This is a genomic window from Cupriavidus sp. 05T42, assembly GCF_056396345.1.
This window is the reverse complement of sequence record NZ_JBFTLH010000016.1, coordinates 1-16,477: the sequence shown is the minus strand read 5'-3', so window position 1 is coordinate 16,477 and position 16,477 is coordinate 1. Positions and strand designations below refer to the sequence as shown.

The following is a 16,477-nucleotide window of genomic DNA, read 5'->3' as shown; positions in this document are numbered from 1 at the left end:
TGGCAGATGGCGGACCCAGGCCGCCCGTTGCGCCCGTCACCAGCACTACGCTGCCGCCGAAATCGACCGGCCCGCCCCGGCGTGCGCTCATGCTGCCTGGCGCGGCTTGCCGTAGCGGCGCACGCGAATGTCGTCGTGAATGGGGAATGGCGAGCCACTGACTGGCCCGGTGCCGGGCCGAACTAGTAACGCAGCGTCGGCGCCGGCATGTCGGGAGGCTGCGCCGCCTGCCGGAACGCCTGCGTGATCAGCGTGGTGGCGACCGTGGCGAAATAGCGCGCACCAAACTGGCCGTAGCGCTGCTCGTCGTCGGCGCCCAGCGCGATGATGCCCGCGCACTTGCCCTGACCATCGATGGCACGCAGCGCTTGCTCGATCGCCGCTGCCACGGCCGGCGCCTTCCAGTCGTTGCCGAAGCCCATTGCGTGCGACAGGTCGTTGGGGCCAACAAACACTGCGTCGATTCCCTCGACTGCCGCAATTTCCGCGGCGTTGGCCACGCCCTCGGGCGTCTCGATCATGGCGATCAGCGCCACGCCCTCGTTGCTGCGCGTGGTGTGCGGAGCGCCGGGAAAGGCGCCATAGCCGGCCGCGCGACTGCTGAAGGCGCTGCCGCGCCGGCCGATGGCGGGGTAACGGACGCGCTGCACGAGGTCGCGCGCCGCATCGGCGGTCTCGATCATGGGCACCTGGACGCCGCTCGCCCCCATGTCCAGTACCCGCGCCATATCGCCGGGGAAGCAGCGCACAACAGGAATGATCCCGCTGGCACGCGCCGCGCGCAGCATGTGCTCGGTCGTTTCGAAACCGGCCGCGCCATGCTCGTTGTCGATGATGACGAAGGTGAAGCCCGCGTAGGCGCACATCTCCACGATGGCCGGGCTGGGCAAGGCGGTGAAGATGCCGCGGAGGGGCTCGCCGCTGCGCAGCAGCGCCGGGAGGCGGTCGTCGAGGGGGTGTTGGATGATCATGTCTCGCGCAGTTGTTCTGGTCTCGCCCCCTTGATGGGGACTGGGTGAAGACATTCTGCGTACTCGCGAGTTATATTTCCAATATTACTTCCGTATCTKACTTATACAAATCCTGTATATGTACACGCCCCTCGAACTCCGCGTATTGACCTCGTTTCTCGTGCTGGCTGACGAGCTCAATTTCACGCGCGCGGCGCGGCGGCTGAATATGACTCAGCCGCCCCTCAGCCTGCAGATCAAGCAGTTGGAGGCGCAGATCGGCGCCCAGCTGTTCGAGCGCAACAAGCGCAGCGTGCGACTGACGCCGGCAGGCCAGGTCCTGCGGGCGGAGGCGGAAAAGCTGTTCGACATCGAGCACCGCGCGCGGCAAATGGTGACCCAGGCGGATCGCGGGGAGAACGTCGGACACCTCGGCATCGGCCTGACCGCGATCTCCGCCATCGAACTGGTGCCGGACATCCTGCGGCAATTCTCGGCGCATGTGCCCGGCGTCCTGTACTCGCTGCGCGAGACCAGCTCCGAAGCGATGATCCAGTCCCTTCTGGGAAACGAACTCGATGTGGCGATCCTGCGGCCGCCTGTCACCGATTCCCGTCTGCAGGCGCGCCGCCTGATGTCGGAGCCTTATGTCCTGGCCGCCCCCGCGAACCATCCGCTGGCCGGAAAATCCAGCGTCAATGCGCGTGACCTCGATGGCCAAAGCCTTGCCACGCTCGAACGGCGTCACGGCCAGTATGCGCACGACCTGATGATGACCTGGCTGGCGGAGCACAACGTCGTACCGTCGTGCATGCACGACGGGGCGCGTCACCACGCCATGATGGCGATGGTGGCAGCCGGCGTGGCGGTGTCCCTGGTGCCCGCCTCGGCCGCCGCGCAGCCGGTCAAGGGCGTGGTGTATCGACGGATCGCCAATCGGGACGTACCAACCCTTGAACTGTGGATCGCCTTCCACAAGGAAATCGGCAATCCGCTGACCTTGCCGTTCGTCGAACAGGCGGTGGAGATCGCAGCCGGTTACACGGTTGACCAGCGGTGCTTCTCCGGTCAGACATGAGCCGGCATCCCTTCTGTGCCGGACAGTCATGGGGTCGCGCCGCTGCCTTACCAGCGATAACGCACGCCAAGCTTGGCGCCAATCGCATTGCTGTCGCCAAAGTCCTGCAGGCTGGTGCGCGCCAGCAGTTCGCCATAGACCGTGTAGCGATCGTCGTCCCAGTTCAGCGAGGCACCGATGCCCAGGCCAGCCCACAGCGCCTGCTCCTTGCTGACGACGCTGAGGTCGGCGACGCGCGCCGACGTGCCGTGCAGGAAGTCGTAGTACAGGTTGGTGATGCCGTAGACGTGCGAGCGGCTCGTCTTGCCGTTGCCGGCGGTCCACTTGGCCTCGTGATCGAGCGACACGCCCAGGCGCGAGACCAGGCTGTTGCCGTTATCGCGCGACACATTGGTGCCGTACTGGTCCGTGAACGCGTCGAAGCGCACCTGCGACCAGGCGAGCTGCGCCTGCGGCGTGATCGACCAGTTGCCCCCCAGCGCKAGCTGGTGGCCGGCTTCCACGCTGGTGGCTACACCGCTGCCCCGGTTGCCGTTGGCCAGCTTGGTCGACAGCGTCGACGAGCGGATATCGGTGTCGTACCAGGTCACGGTCGCGCGGGCATCGACATACGATCCATTGTTGCCATACCACGTCGCCGTGCCGCCAAAGCCGTAGCCGGTGGCATCGATCGCGCCGTTGCCGAACATCGACGAGACGTTGGAATTGGCGACGCCATAGTGGAAGGTCGGCCCCACCACCAGCGTGCCGGCCTGATTCTCGATGACCGGCGCATCCACGCCACCCTCGAACTTCCACATGCGGACGTTGTAGCTGGCGCTGGTCGTGCTGGTGGACGGATCGATATGGGTGTTCGAACCTTCGACGCGCGCCCACGCCCCACGGCCAATGACCGGCTTGCCCGCATCCTGCTCGGCCTGCACGGCGGCGTTGGGCGACCACGAACGATTGCCCACGCGCTGCTGGAGCGTGCCCAGCTCGTTGAAGCGTTGCAGCACGCTGGAATAGGCTTCGTACAGCGGCACGGTCGGGGCCAGCAGCGGCGTGGCGGCGGCTGACGCCGAGGCGCCGACAKCAGGCGTTTCGGCCAGCGTGGACCGCAGGTACCAGTCACCGTCGGTCGGCGTCGACACGCCGTTCTTGACCAGCCGGTACGCGTACGGGCCGGCCACCACTGCCTGCTGGCCCTGGAATGTGTAGTCGCCAGCGAGCGTGAAGGTGGCATTCGACGCGCCCTGCACGTCGATGACCTTGATCCCCTCGACCGTGGCCGCGCCCCCTCCGCCGATGTTGACCGCCCGGATCTGGCTGCTGCCCGAGGTATCGCCGGTCACCACAAGCCGCCCGGTGGCCGATGCGTCGCCGCCAAACACCGTGTTCACGCGGACCGTGCCGCCGTTGCCGATGTAGTTGCCGGCGATGGTCAGCACGCCCGAGCCGCCGCCCGGCGTMACCGTACCGCTGTTCGTGACATTGMCGAAGATCGTGCCGGTGCCGGACAGCGTACCGGCCGTGGCTACCGTCACCGGGCTGGTGATCGAGCCGTCGATGGCCAGCGTGCCGAGGTTGACGGCGGTGCCGCCCGTGTAGGTGTTGGCGCCGGTCAGCACGGTGGTGCCGCTGCCGTTCTGCGCGAGGCTACCCGCGCCCGACACGATGCCGCCATAGGTGTGGGCATCGGAACGATTGAACGCCAGCGTGGCGCCGCTGTTGACGACCACATTGCCGGCCAGGCTGCCGCTGGTGCCGCCATTGCCGATCTGCAGCGTGCCCTGGTCCACGGTCCACGGCGCGGTKACCGTGCCGGCACCGATCAGCGCCCACGTGCTGGCGCCGGTCTTCACGAAGTTGTCGAAGTAACGGTACTGCGCGGTGTCGCCGATGGTCGAGACATCGAACACGCTGTCGGTGGCGCCGCCGAGGCGGAAGGTGTCATTGGCCACCGTGGCGTTCGCGACGACGTTGCCGACGATGTTGGAGCCGGCCTGCAGTTCGAGCACAGCCCGGCCCGTGCCGCCCGAGGCATATTCGATGGCATTCGCGTAACCGGTCCCGGCGCGGATGGTGCCCGCGTTGACGACCGTCAGCGTTCCGGCGGAGCCAGATACGGCGATAGCCCCCGCGCCAGCCCCCCCTTCGATCAGCCCCGAGTTAGTGACGGTAGGCGTACCCGCCTGGACGCGTATGCCGACGCCACCGGCCCCGCCACCACTCAGGTCGGCGCCCCCRCGAATCGTGCCCGCGTTGACCACGCCGCCCGTGACGGTCGCAGTCAGGTTCACGGCGGTGCCGGCCTGGCCACCCGAGGCATCGCCCCCCGTGATGGTGCCAGTGGCCGAGTTGACCAATCTGGCATTGGTCGAGAGCGATACGCCTCCCGTACCGTTGGCAGAATTCGTTCCGCTGCCGCCTTTGATCGAACCGTTGTTGACGACGGTTGTGTTGGGCAGCACCGAGACGGCGACCCCGCTCTCGCTGCCCGCCACCGTCGTGTTGCCGCCGGTCACGGTGCCGTTGACGATCGCCTGGCCGCCTCCGCTGATCAACATGGCCGTGCCGCCCGCCGTGTCCGGGGCAACCGTATAGGTGCCGTTCAACGTCAGCGGTCCCGTCGCGGATGTCACATAGTTCCCCAGCGCGCCGGTCTTCGTCAGCACGAAACCGTTCGTATCGAGCGTGATTGGTTTGGTAGGCGAGCCGATTGACCAGACGCCACCGGGCATGGTCACGTCAGCGCTCAGGCGGATGGTGGCAGTGGCATCGCCGTCCGCATTGGCGGCCGTAATGGCCGACTGCAGCTCGGCGAGACTGGAGGCAACATATTCGCCGGCCGACGCGCCCGTCGGAAACAGCAGCGCAACAGCCAGGGTGATACAGGACGCTTGCGGCGCGCGCACGCCCGCCCGTCGGATTCCACGACAAAAATTGGACTTCATTGACACCCCGTTCAAATGTATTGTTATTGGCACAAAGTGATGCGGGGCGATCTTAAATCACGACGCAAAATGTATGTAAGCGCTACAGATAACGTCCTGTCGCGACAGCGCGACGCCTGTCTGTTGGACGGTGGCAAGGTATTGCCACCGCCGTCCTGATGGTTTAGAGGACACACTCTAAACGTCATTCTGTTAGTCGGAATGCACGCCGTGCGGCCGAGGAAAGGCCGCACGGCGTGCTCATCTGCAGGACCCTCCGTCAATCCGAACCGTCACATTTCGATCAACACCCTGTCACGAGCGCTCTCCAGAATCACGGGCTTTTCGTGGGTCAACAGGGAAGTAGAAATGCAAAGCAAGACACCGGGCAAGCCATCCGCAATCGATACCGTCAAGCTCGAGGGCATTCCAGACCGCCAGCGCCGCCTGCTGCTCAGGGCGGGCCTTGGCATGTCGTTCGGCACCTCGGCCCTGCTGGCCGCGTGCGGCGGCGGCGGCGATGCCGCGCCCGGCACGCCGGCCACGACGCCCGGCACCACGCCGGGTGGCTCCACGCCGTCCGGCAAGGTCTCGAGCTTCGCGCTCGCCGTGCTGCCCGATACGCAGTTCTATTCGCGCTACGCCACCACTGACGAGAACCTGCAGTTCCAGCGCAAGTACGGCACCACGCCGTTCCTGGCGCAGACCAAGTGGATCACGCAGAACGCCGCCGACCTGCGCATCCCGTTCACGATCCACCTCGGCGATGTGGTGGATCAGCAGGGCAAGCCGCTGCAATGGCAGATCGCCGACGAGGCCATGGAAGTCATGGAAGCGGCCCGCGCGCCGTACTCGATCCTGGCCGGCAACCACGACGTGATCTCGGACGTGGACTACGTCAACGCCGGCAGCCAGGCGTCGAACACCGACGCGCAGCGCAACCTGGCCAACGAGCCGTACCTGAAGACCTTCCCGACCACCCGCGCGCAGCGCCAGGCCACCTTCGGCGGTCGCGATCCGTCGGGCTTCCACGAGTACCACTTCTTCGACGTGGACGGCAACCGCTTCATGGTGCTGTCGATGTCGTGGCGCGCCTCCGACGCCGCCATCACCTGGGCGCGCAACGTGCTCAAGCGCTACCCGAAGGTGCCGGTCATCCTCTCGACCCACCAGTTGCTCAATATCGGCCCGGATGGCGTCAGCCCGCTGGAAGTGCCGTACGGCCTGATGCTGTGGGACAAGCTGATCAAGGACAACGACCAGATCTTCATGACGCTGAACGGCCACTACCATGGCGCTGCGCACCTCACGAAGACCAACGACTTCGGCAACCCCGTCGAGGAAATGGTGGTCGACTACCAGATGGCGTACATGGGCGGCAACGGCTTGATGCGCCTGTACGAATTCGACCTGACCAATAACAAGATCAAGGTCATCTCGTTCTCGCCGTGGGTGCCGCAGAAGCCCACCGAGACGCTGAACGAGTTCGACGTAGCGGTGCTGACCGACAAGAACCAGCAGTTCGAGATCGACTTCGATTTCCGCAAGCGCTTTGCGCGCTTCAACGCCGACTTCGCCATCCCGGCGGCCGGCAACGATCCGATCAACGACCGCGCCAAGGCCGCGATCCTGGCCAACTACACCGAGCCGAGCCTKACCGACAAGAAGGCCGCCGCCGACACCAACGACTACCCGCTGGTGGCTTCCACCGTGGCGCACTGGCGCTTCTTCGGCGGCACCGACGGCGCCGCCGTGCCGGTCGGCCAGGTGATCGACGACCTGACCGGTGCCAATCCGCTCTCGCGTGAAGCGCTGGCCAATGGCGGCGCGGCCCAACTGGGCGACCTGACGTGGTCGAACGATCACCACTTCCTGTCGGCTGCCCCGGGCAGCGTGAAGTTCGCCAATTCACTGAACAGTCCCCAGCGCATGAGCTACTTCGCCACGCAGACCACGGCGGCCCTGAATGCGTTGACGTTCGACAACGGCTACACCGTCGAGGCATTCATCAAGGTGCCGGCGTCGTGGACGGCCGGCAACAACGCGTGGATGAACATCATGGAGCGCGAGGGCCGACGCAGCACGGTCGCCGGCTTTGGCAGCGGCGACGGCGACGAAAGCCCGCTGATCTTCGCCATCTCCAGCCTGCGCGAAGTGCAGTGGGAAGTCACGCCGAGCACGGCCGGCACCAAGAACCCGGCCGCAAACTGGTMTGGCGAGATCATCGCCGAGAAGTGGGTCCACGTCGCCGTGGTCAACGACCCGGCGAAGAATGAGACGGTGATGTACGTGGAAGGCGCCCCGGTGCTGCGCAACGCGTCGAACACGCGCGGCATCGCCGCCGTCAATGCTGCCAGCCGCTTCTTCGTGGGCGGCGGTGTCTACGGCAACGTCCCGTCGAATGGCTTCCTCGGCCAGATCGGCGAAGTGCGCCTCTGCACGGAACCGCTGGCGTCGGACAAGTGGCTGACGGCACGCCGCGCCTGACCTGAGGCGTTGAGGCGCTAGCTAAAAAAGGCCCGTGCCGCCATGCGATGTTGCATGGCGGCACGGGCCTTTCTACATTGCGGTCCTGGCTTACTKCGGCTGGAGATGGATCCGCTTCGCCATCGCGCGGAACTTGCCGGTCTCTGCCTGCAGGAAGCGCTGCGCGTCAGCCACCGAGCTGGGCTTGGCCACCTCCGCACCGGTCGCCTCCAGACCGCTGACGACCTGTGCGTCCTGCAGCGTCTCGACGAGCGCCTGGTGCAGCCGCGCGACCACGGCCTCCGGCGTGCCCTGCTTGACCATGATGCCGGCCCAGGTCGCCTGGTCGAAGTCCTTGAGTTGCGTCCCTTCGCCGAAGGCCGGGATGGCGGGATCGACCTTGCTGCGGCTGTTTCCGGCCCAGCCGACCAGCTTCAACCGCCCCTGATCGGACAAGCCACGGAAGCTGGCCGCGTACGGCAGGATGGCGAAGTCGACGTTCTTCCCGGCCAGGTCCTGCATCAGCGGCGCCATGCCCTTGTAGGGGATGTGGCTCACKCCGATATGGGTCCGGGTCGCCATGTCCTCGGTCACCAGGTGATACATCGACCCGGGACCGACGCTGCCGTACGTCAGCGGCTTGGCCGGATTGGCCTTGGCCAGCGCGATGAGATCGTCGACGCTGCGGACCGGCAGGTCGGGCCGCGCCACCATCACGAGCCGGTTGACGGTGACCGGCGTCAATAAGCGGAAATCCTCGGTACGCAGCTTCACCGCCGCATTGGACAGCGGCGACAGGATGACCTCGTTCGGCGAGCCCAGGAAGATCATGTAGCCGTCCGCCGGCGCGTTCAGCACCTTCTGCGCCGCCATGGCGCCACTGACGCCGCCGAGATTCTCCACCAGCACCGGCTGGCCCAGCGCCTTCGACAGCCGAGTATTCATGCTGCGGGCAATGGCATCGGAGAGCCCGCCGGCCGGGTACGGCACCATCAGCACGACTGGCTTGGAGGGATACGCGTCCGCCGCGCCCGCGCCCGGCGTGGCGAGCAGGCCAACCGTAGCGACAGCGGCAAACGTGCAACGGGCAAGCATTCTGCGAATCGAGTTCATGGCAGTCAGGCAGTGGGGTGGAAGAATTCGGTGGCGAGCGCCACCCAGAATGCCGCGCCCGTATCCAGGCAGCGGTCGTTGAAATCGTACGAGGGGTTGTGCACGCTGCAGGGGCCGGTCGGCACGCCGCCCGCGTGGCCATTGTCGCCATTGCCGATCATCAGGTAGCAGCCGGGGCGCTCGGCCAGCATGTAGGCGAAGTCCTCGCTGGCGCACAGCGGCGTCGCGTCGTCATCGACGCAATCGGCCCCGTACAGCTTGCGGGCGACCCGCACGGCGAGCGCTGTCTCCGGCGCGGTGTTGACCAGTACCGGATAGCCGCGCTCATAGACGATGGCATGCCGCAGACCGAACGCGCGCGCCTGGCCCTCGACCACTTCGTGGATGCGCCGTTCCAGCAGCGCCCGCACCTCGGGCTGCAGCGCCCGGATGCTCAGTTCCAGTTCGGCCGACTCCGGGATGATGTTGTAGGTGGTTCCCGCCTCGAGGCGCCCTACGGTGATGACGGCGGCAGCCTGCGGATCGACATTGCGGGCGACGATGCTCTGCAGCGCCATCACGGTCGAAGCCGCGGCAATCGTGGGATCGACAGCCAGTTGGGGCATCGCCCCATGCCCCCCGACCCCGTGGAAGGTGATCACGGCGCGGTCGGACGACGCCATGAACGCGCCCTCCTTGACATAGAAGCGCCCCACCGGGCGCCCCGGATAGTTGTGCATGGCGAACACGGCATCGCACGGAAAGCGCGCGAACAGGGCCTCGTCCATCATCCGCCGCGCCCCGCCGGCGCCGCCCAGTTCCTCGGCCRGCTGGAAGATCAGGTGCAGGGTGCCATCCCAATCCACGCCCTCTCGCTGCATCGCCGCCAGACGCTGGGCCGCGCCTAGCAGCATCGCCGTGTGGCCATCGTGGCCGCAGCCATGCATCTTGCCGGGGATCTGGCTGGCCCATGGCAGCCCCGTGACCTCCTGGATGGGCAGCGCGTCCATCTCCGCGCGCAGGCCGAGCTGGCGGCTGCCCTTGCCGAAGCGAAGCCGCCCGACGAGCCCGGTGCCAGCGATGCCCGTGGTGACGTCGTAGCCCCATTCCTCCAGCTTGCCGGCCACGAAGGCGCTGGTCCGGAATTCCTCGAAGCCGAGTTCCGGGTGACTGTGGAAGCGCCGCCGCCAGGCCGTCATGTTGTCCACATCGGGGTCACTGCAGTTCGCGTCGGTCATGGGGGGTCGGATCGGTTCTGGTCCGCTCCATCATATGGCTCCCGGAGAAAACCAATTGGCGATATATTTTCCATGGTGAACACCTTTGGTGTTCATCATCGCCACCCTCCCCTGGAACCCTTGTCATGCGCCAGCACCAGCTCCGAGCCCTCGTCCAGGTCGCCGAAAACGGCACCATCCGTGCCGCTGCCCGGAGCCTGCATCTCAGCCAGAGCGCCCTGACCAAGGCGCTGCGCGAACTCGAGGACGATGTCGGGACGGAGCTGCTCGTGCGCAGCCACAAGGGGGTGGAGTTCACGGCGGCCGGGCGCGTGCTGCTCACCAACGCCCGCCTGGCGCTGGCGTCGCTGGAGCGGGCCCGGGACGAGATCCGGGCGTTGCAGGGCGGTGCCGGCGCGCACGTGGCGGCGGCGGTCACCCCGCTTCTGGCGCTGGATGTGCTGCCCCGCGTCTGGGAGGCCTTCACCGCCCGGCAGCCCGATGCGCGGCTGTCATTGAGCGAAGGATTTCTTGCCGACCTGATTCCACGGCTGATCGAAGGCCGGCTGGACTTCGCCATCGCCATCGCGGATCCGGACGAGCTGCCGCCCGAACTGGCCTTCGAACCGCTGTTCGAGGTCAGCGCCGTCCCGGCCGGCAGAGTCGGCCATCCGCTCGCCGGTGCGACGGGCTGGCAGGCGCTGGAGCATGCCCGGTGGACCTTGAACTTGTCCCCGGGCAGCCAGAGCGAGACGTTGCTGGAATGGTTGCGGACGAGCGACCTCCCCGTCCCGCGCCAGATCACGGCGTGCACATCGCCCACGCTGATGACGGAACTGATGCGCCGCACCGATGCCATCGGCTACTGCCCCACGCAACTGCTGGCCGATCCGATGTATGGCAACGGGCTGCAGGCGTTCGCGGCGCTATCTCCGCTGCCGCCCCCGATGCAGACCGGCCTCATCCGCCTGCGCGCGATGCCGCTGGGGACGTCCGCGCGCATGCTGGCCGAACTGTTTGTCAGCCACCTGGCGCCATAGCATCCTGCGAACACGCAAAGTCCCCGGCTTTCGGAAAACGCCCCTGCGCCGCCCAGCCGTAGAGTGGCTCCAGTCAATGTCCGACAGGAGCCGCCCATGTTTTCCACACGTCGTCCTTCATCGTTGCACTTCCCGCTGGCCGCCATGCTGCTGGCCAGCACGCTGCTTGCCTCTGCCTGCGCCGAGTACGCGCCGCCGGGCAGCGTCTACAGCGCCGGACAGACCTCGCTGCCCGAGACCGTGACGATGGCCACGGTCGAGCGCGTGCGGTTGGTGCAGATCGACGACAGCAGCCAGGGATCGAGCCTGGTAGGCGAACTGGGCGGCGGCCTGCTGGGCGCCGTGGCCGGCAGCGCCATCGGGCACGGCCATGGTTCGCTGCTCGCAGGTGTGGCCGGCGGCCTTGCCGGCGGGTTGGCCGGGCACGAGATCGAGTCGGGCGTGGAGCGCCACCCCGGATATGAAATCACGGTCCGGCTGCCCGACGGCCGGCTGCAGGCGATCACCCAGTCGGCATCCGAAGGCAGCTTCTACCCGGGCCAGCGCGTGCAACTGCTGTGGTCGGAAGATGGCAAGGTGCGGGTGACGGCCTGAGCGGCCGGGGGAACGCGGCGCGATGGCCGCGCCGCTGTCAGATCTTGACGGCCGCGAAGAGAATCAGCGCGGCGATCGGCGAGGACACCAGCGAGATCACGGCGCTCTGCTTGAGCGTGGCCTTCAGCATCACGACGAAGCCGAACGAGAACGCGATGAACGTCACCACCCAGGTCACGAGCGAGGCGGGGCCGGACAGCGATCCGCCCGTCAGCTTGGCCATGGCCGCCGCCGCGATGGCGTTGAACAGTAGCGCTACAAACACGGCCTTCAGGGCCTCGACCACGGTCGGGTCTTCGCCCGTCACCATCCTGGCGACGACCTTGACCACGAAGCCGATCACCACGGTAATCACCACCACGGCGAGGGTGACCTTGACCGGCAACAGCATGGCCATGAACAGAAATGCGGCAACCAGAAGCAGGATGGCGACCATAGTCGGCAGATAGAGTGTGAGGGCGGCGAGCACGGTATCACGCAGGCAGCGCTATCGCACGCGTGTCGAAGTGGGGTGTGCGGGACCGATACACCCGACTAGGGGAGGGATGCGGGCTTACGGGTCGCAGGGGCGAGTCAGTGGCTCGCCACCGCCACCGTCACCCGGCGGATTGTCTCTTATTGATGAGGCAGCGGACGGCGCKGATGGGCCAGGAAGAACCGGAGCATTTCCGTACTGGCGTCTGGCCCCTTGGGATCGGTGTACGAACCGCCTGTGCCTCCGCCTGACCATGCATGTCCGGCGTCATGGAGCAGCCAGTATTCGGCATCGACGCCCGACGGCGTGGTGATCAGGCTGCGCGTGTAGCGGCGGCCGGCGCGACTGGCGTCGCGCTCGATCCGCTTCTGGGCACTGCCCTGTTCGTAGGGCTCGATCAGCCGGTCGCCGTTGGCGCGGTGCACAGTGTGGTCGGCATCGCCGTGGAAGACAATCAAGGGGCGCCGTGGCGTGGCGTGCGGCGACGCGCCCCGCCTGGAAGCGCCCAGGCCCTTTCCGCCTTTCATCGCCGCGAGCGCCGATGGCAGGTCATGGGCGCAGCCCGCCGGAAGTCCCGAGTGGACGCCGGCCGCGGCAAACAGTTCGGGATAGCGTTCGACCATCACGGCGGCCATCGCCCCGCCCGCTKACAGGCCCGCAATGTATACGCGATCGGGATCGACGCCGTGGCGCGCAATGACCTCCTGCGTCATGCCCGCGAGGATCGACGGCTCACCACGCCCCGCTTGCTGGTCGCCCGGGCGGAACCAGTTCCAGCATTTCGAGGCATTGGCATCGGCCGGCTGAATCGGATACAGGACCATGAAGCCGAGCTTGTCCGCAAGCGCATTCATGCGCGTACCCGCTGCGAAATCATCGGCATCCTGGGTACAACCATGCAGCATGACGACCAGCGGCATCGGGCCGTGCACCTCGCCTGTCGGCTTGTAAAGTTTGTAGGCGCGCTTGCCAGCTTCATTGGCGAATCGTCGCTGACTGAAGTCTCCCGCCTTTGCCACGGCTTCGGCGCGTGGGGCTGGAGCTGGAGCTGGAGCTGGAGCCGGAGCCGGAGCCGGCTCGGCGGTGCGATGCTCCAGCAGGTGCTGGACCACCTGTGCCGGCATCGGCGGCGATTCCGGCGCGGGTGCATCCGCCGAATGTTGGCGAAGCGCCCGTTGGATAACGGCGGTTGCCTCGAGCGGGCCTGCGGTCTGAAGAAGCTGCATGGCCTCATGCATCGAGGCGAGAAACGCGTCGTTCATTTTCACGTTGATTTCCCATCTGGCCCGAAGAACCGGGCGCGGCGACATTGCCGCAAGCTACCGTATGCGTCCTGCCAGCGCGGCCTTGACCGCGGGCGGTGCATGAAACGCGCCGAGTACAACAACCGATTCGATCGTCGCCGATGCCAGCGCTGGGCTCACATCGGCAGCAATACTTGCCAGACCAAGAACATGGATGGCCAGTTTCTCATTGGCTGCCAACGCCGCCTCGAGATCCTGCTTCGAGAAATGCTGCAGACCGAGCACCAGCGCGCGGCGCGTCACCGTCTCATGAATGGCCTGCTGGTGCACGGCCAGTTGATTGCGGATGGCGGTCCGGATCAGATCCGTGCGGTTCGAATAGAAGCCCTCTTCCACCAGCAGATCGATCTGCCCGAGGTCCACCGGCCCAAGGTTGATCGTGATTTTTTCGGTCTCGCCGCCCTTGGGGCGAAGTGCGCCGCCCTGTGCCGCAAGGTCCATTTTTCGTTCCATGTCGCCCGCTAAGTGGTTAGGTCTGCAACCATCCTAGCACCATCCCACTGGATGGTACCAGGAGTTTTTTCGCCTTCCTGCTGGCTGCCATTGACGCCCATCCCATCTACCGGGGCCACCACACACCGCGCATCTACGGATTGAGGAGCTACATCTCCGTACCGGTGGTACTGCCCGAAGGAACCTATTTCGGGAACCTCTGCGCGATCGACGCGAGACCGGCATCGGTTTCGAACTCGCGCACCCTGGCAATGTTTGAGAGCTTCGCGAGCCTGATTGCCGCGCAACTTGCCACCGAACTGGCAACGCGGGGCGTCCATGCCGCGCTGTTGCATGAGCGCGAGATCGCAAACCTGAGAGAACCTATTGGCGCCCTGCAGGGCAGGACGCTGCCGCTGGACTGGGACTTGTCTTGTATATCTGCCATGAGATTGTGAAGGCGCACGGTGGCACCCTCCGGGCGCAATCCGACCTTGAAGTGGGAACGCGCTTCGAAGCCTCCCTTCCAGTACGGTAACGGCCCGCATGCGCGCTAGTGCTACTGTGATCTTTTTGTCCCGTCTCGAAATTAATGGGACGTCAATCACCGACAAATCCAAAAGGGACGATCTGTCTCACAGTAACTGGGCACATGGAGAGTGGTGGTAATGCGGGTCGCAGGCCTGCTTGGCGACGTCCTAAGACGTGTGCGTCGGCATGTTCAGAATCGCCCTACAGGTTGGAAGTGGATTGGTCGATGGGGCCGACGGCAAACGTAACTGTTAGCTACGATAAAGATCGCGGCGCGTCGAGGTCCCTTTCCGGCCAGAAGCGGTCATTGCATATAGATTCGTGAGCGTCCGTTGTACAGTCACGAAGCGACGGCGACTAGGGTTGCGGTCGCTCATATACATGCTTCGACCTGAACGTGAATGAGCACCTCCGATGAACCGGCTCACTATGGAGCGTGCCACCGAAGAATCGCCTTTCGGCGAACAACTAATTCCATAAGCCGCCCAGCCCCGCGTCCGCGGCATGCCATCCGGCGGTCTCCGGGCTAATGCTTTCCTTCGCCAACTCAAGGAAAGAAACAACCGCCTCTGCCTGTTGTGCAGCAAAGCTCATTCGGTACTCCTTCCAGTCAGGACGAGGCTCATATCTGGGATTATCCGGAAGCAGAGCGTCCAGTGCCAAGTACAAATAATCACTGTCCTGCAAAACTCCTACCAAGAGCGAAGGCAGATAGTATTTGAAGAAGCTGCTACTTGTAGCGCGACGGATTGCAGAAGGACTGATGCTGCGGATCCAGTGGTCAAGGGAGATTTCCGTCCACATGTGTCCATTGAACTTCTGAACATCCTCGTCCACCTCGTAGTTTGCGATGCCGTCATCCCGGCTATGTCCGGCCGGGATTGGAATGATAGGGAATGCTGCACGAATAATTGACTTCACCTGTGCAGATCGCCGTGCGTATTCGTTAGAGTCCATTGCAGATATCCACCTGTTGTACGACTTTTGCCCATTCCCGCTGATGAATTTTGTCTCCGCCACGGAAACAAACGTTCATCATTTTCCGTCTCGCGTTTGCGCAAACTTGTAAAGCATCACGCTTTGATGCAAGTAAGATCGGGCTGTCACCTGCTTTGCAATACTGCTGTCCAGTCTTGCAGGCTTGGTCCACATTGGTTTTTAGCTTGGTATACTTATCGTCATCACAATCCCCCGGAGGAGTGCTCTTGTCGAAAGAAGAAGCGACTGCTTCAAGCACCTCTCCACATGCCTTTTGAATCCTCACCAGGAACTGCATAACGTACATACCCGGGGCCGCCTTTTCCGGTGTAAGAGTTGGGTCAAGATCTATTGCGGCACTCGAACCCGGGAGAGTAGGACTGCTTTGACCGGGACGAAGTGGGGGCGCATACGAGTTCGGCAGCGACGGCACAGTTTGGGCCTGTGCCGAGCTGATGATGCCCAAGAGCCAGCCCTTTAGCCAACGCAGCACTGCATTCCATCCCGATGCCAGCCGGCTGGAAACGGAAGCCAGCGAGGAAGGAGTCGCTGCCCCATTTACCGAGAAGGGGCTAACCAAGCTCGATTCGTTGATGGCTTCCGGAAGCGTGATGTTGTCCAGGATCTGGATCAGCCGGTGGGCGGCATCATAGGTATAGCGTGTCACCAAATCGTTCGGCCCGATGATCCCGACGAGCTGACCAATCGAATCGTACTCGTACCGTGTATGGATGCCATCAATATCGACGTCGGTCATGCGCCCGCGTGCGTCGTAAGTGTACTTGATGCGAGATCCGCTGGTATCTACCGCCTCCAGCAACCTGCCCACTGTATCGTATTGCACGGCCGTGCCAGTCTGCCCAGCGATGTTCGTCACCGAAGCCAAGTTGCCCTGGGCGTCGTAAGTGAAGGTCCATTGGCCTGTGACCGCTTCCCCAAGCTTATCGACGGCCGTCGCCACCAGGCCGTTTGCGTCATAGGTCCAAGTCGTCCTCGTCAAGTCGCCGGACGGCTGGGCATTGAACCCTTGATTGCCGGTGGCGTCGTTGGTCGGATACCAGCCATACTCAAGCACCTGCCCCTTCGCGTCATAGCTGAAGTAGTCTACGCGCCCCGGTGTCGCCACCTTTAGCGGCAGATTCCACGTCGGATGCCACTCGGTGGTCGTGGTCTTCGCGTCGGCCGTGCCGTAGCCCTCGATGCGTTGCATTTCCCGGCCCTGCGTGTCGTAGCTATAGGTGGTATCGCTGCCGTTGCGGTCGACCGTGCGGCCGACGTTGTTGCCGGCGTCGTATTGGATCGTGTTGAACGGACCGCCGATGGGACTCGACCCGGACGCGCCGGACGGCTGCCGCAGCTTACCCGAAAGTTGGTACGTGAAACTTCGCGTCAGTCCATTGCCGTC

Annotated in this window: 14 protein-coding genes and 1 pseudogene; 6 read left to right on the top strand and 9 right to left on the bottom strand. The window is 64.8% G+C overall.

Annotated features, from left to right (window positions below):
- Positions 1 to 182: 182 nt before the first annotated feature.
- Entirely contained in the window at positions 183 to 971 is a 789-nt protein-coding gene (locus AC1EJR_RS20185; RefSeq protein ID WP_092295350.1) for an HpcH/HpaI aldolase family protein, read from the bottom strand.
- 118 nt (positions 972 to 1,089) lie between these two features.
- On the opposite strand from AC1EJR_RS20185, the gene AC1EJR_RS20180 reads away from it, so the two are divergent.
- Entirely contained in the window at positions 1,090 to 2,028 is a 939-nt protein-coding gene (locus AC1EJR_RS20180) for a LysR family transcriptional regulator (protein WP_441592446.1), read from the top strand.
- 47 nt (positions 2,029 to 2,075) lie between these two features.
- Here the strand turns inward: AC1EJR_RS20180 and AC1EJR_RS20175 are convergent, their stop codons facing one another.
- The gene (locus tag AC1EJR_RS20175; protein ID WP_477147466.1) at positions 2,076 to 4,925 is read right to left on the bottom strand and encodes an autotransporter family protein; all 2,850 of its coding nucleotides are present in this window, start codon (positions 4,923 to 4,925) and stop codon (positions 2,076 to 2,078) included.
- 387 nt (positions 4,926 to 5,312) lie between these two features.
- On the opposite strand from AC1EJR_RS20175, the gene AC1EJR_RS20170 reads away from it, so the two are divergent.
- Positions 5,313 to 7,430 carry a LamG-like jellyroll fold domain-containing protein gene (locus AC1EJR_RS20170; protein ID WP_477147465.1) on the top strand — a complete coding sequence of 706 codons (2,118 nt, stop codon included), beginning with the start codon at positions 5,313 to 5,315 and terminating at the stop codon, positions 7,428 to 7,430.
- Positions 7,431 to 7,520: 90 nt separating this feature from the next.
- On the opposite strand, the gene AC1EJR_RS20165 is transcribed toward AC1EJR_RS20170, so the two are convergent.
- Both AC1EJR_RS20165 and AC1EJR_RS20160 read right to left on the bottom strand, forming a co-directional pair.
- A complete protein-coding gene (locus AC1EJR_RS20165) occupies positions 7,521 to 8,504 on the bottom strand; it encodes a Bug family tripartite tricarboxylate transporter substrate binding protein (protein WP_477147464.1) in 984 nt (327 codons plus the stop codon).
- A 23-nt stretch (positions 8,505 to 8,527) separates the two neighbouring features.
- Positions 8,528 to 9,739, bottom strand: coding sequence for a M20 aminoacylase family protein (locus AC1EJR_RS20160; RefSeq protein ID WP_477147463.1), 1,212 nt, complete (start codon positions 9,737 to 9,739; stop codon positions 8,528 to 8,530).
- A gap of 125 nt (positions 9,740 to 9,864) precedes the next feature.
- Here AC1EJR_RS20160 and AC1EJR_RS20155 point away from each other — a divergent pair, with 125 nt between their 5' ends.
- The gene (locus AC1EJR_RS20155) at positions 9,865 to 10,758 is read left to right on the top strand and encodes a LysR substrate-binding domain-containing protein (protein ID WP_477113221.1); all 894 of its coding nucleotides are present in this window, start codon (positions 9,865 to 9,867) and stop codon (positions 10,756 to 10,758) included.
- Positions 10,759 to 10,854: 96 nt separating this feature from the next.
- A complete protein-coding gene (locus AC1EJR_RS20150) occupies positions 10,855 to 11,352 on the top strand; it encodes an outer membrane lipoprotein (RefSeq protein WP_092295365.1) in 498 nt (165 codons plus the stop codon).
- Positions 11,353 to 11,389: 37 nt separating this feature from the next.
- Here AC1EJR_RS20150 and AC1EJR_RS20145 read toward each other — a convergent pair whose 3' ends face one another.
- From AC1EJR_RS20145 to AC1EJR_RS20135, 3 genes are all read right to left on the bottom strand, one after another.
- The gene (locus AC1EJR_RS20145) at positions 11,390 to 11,749 is read right to left on the bottom strand and encodes a hypothetical protein (RefSeq protein WP_143093904.1); all 360 of its coding nucleotides are present in this window, start codon (positions 11,747 to 11,749) and stop codon (positions 11,390 to 11,392) included.
- 218 nt (positions 11,750 to 11,967) lie between these two features.
- Entirely contained in the window at positions 11,968 to 13,095 is a 1,128-nt protein-coding gene (locus AC1EJR_RS20140) for an extracellular catalytic domain type 1 short-chain-length polyhydroxyalkanoate depolymerase (protein ID WP_477147462.1), read from the bottom strand.
- Between the two features lie 51 nt (positions 13,096 to 13,146).
- Positions 13,147 to 13,572 (bottom strand): CopG family transcriptional regulator, encoded by a 426-nt coding sequence (locus tag AC1EJR_RS20135; RefSeq protein ID WP_441592431.1) that lies wholly within the window; start codon positions 13,570 to 13,572, stop codon positions 13,147 to 13,149.
- A 53-nt stretch (positions 13,573 to 13,625) separates the two neighbouring features.
- Here AC1EJR_RS20135 and AC1EJR_RS20130 point away from each other — a divergent pair, with 53 nt between their 5' ends.
- Positions 13,626 to 14,021: a GAF domain-containing protein gene (locus AC1EJR_RS20130; protein WP_477113286.1), complete on the top strand. Its 396-nt coding sequence runs from the start codon at positions 13,626 to 13,628 to the stop codon at positions 14,019 to 14,021.
- Entirely contained in the window at positions 13,997 to 14,101 is a 105-nt protein-coding gene (locus AC1EJR_RS20125) for a hypothetical protein (RefSeq protein WP_477113219.1), read from the top strand. The genes AC1EJR_RS20130 and AC1EJR_RS20125 overlap by 25 nt, the downstream gene beginning before the upstream one ends.
- A 461-nt stretch (positions 14,102 to 14,562) precedes the next feature.
- On the opposite strand, the gene AC1EJR_RS20120 is transcribed toward AC1EJR_RS20125, so the two are convergent.
- Both AC1EJR_RS20120 and AC1EJR_RS20115 read right to left on the bottom strand, forming a co-directional pair.
- The gene (locus AC1EJR_RS20120; RefSeq protein ID WP_477113218.1) at positions 14,563 to 15,051 is read right to left on the bottom strand and encodes a hypothetical protein; all 489 of its coding nucleotides are present in this window, start codon (positions 15,049 to 15,051) and stop codon (positions 14,563 to 14,565) included.
- Positions 15,041 to 16,477, bottom strand: a pseudogene (locus tag AC1EJR_RS20115) (hypothetical protein); the annotation flags it as partial. The pseudogene AC1EJR_RS20115 and the gene AC1EJR_RS20120, both read right to left, overlap by 11 nt.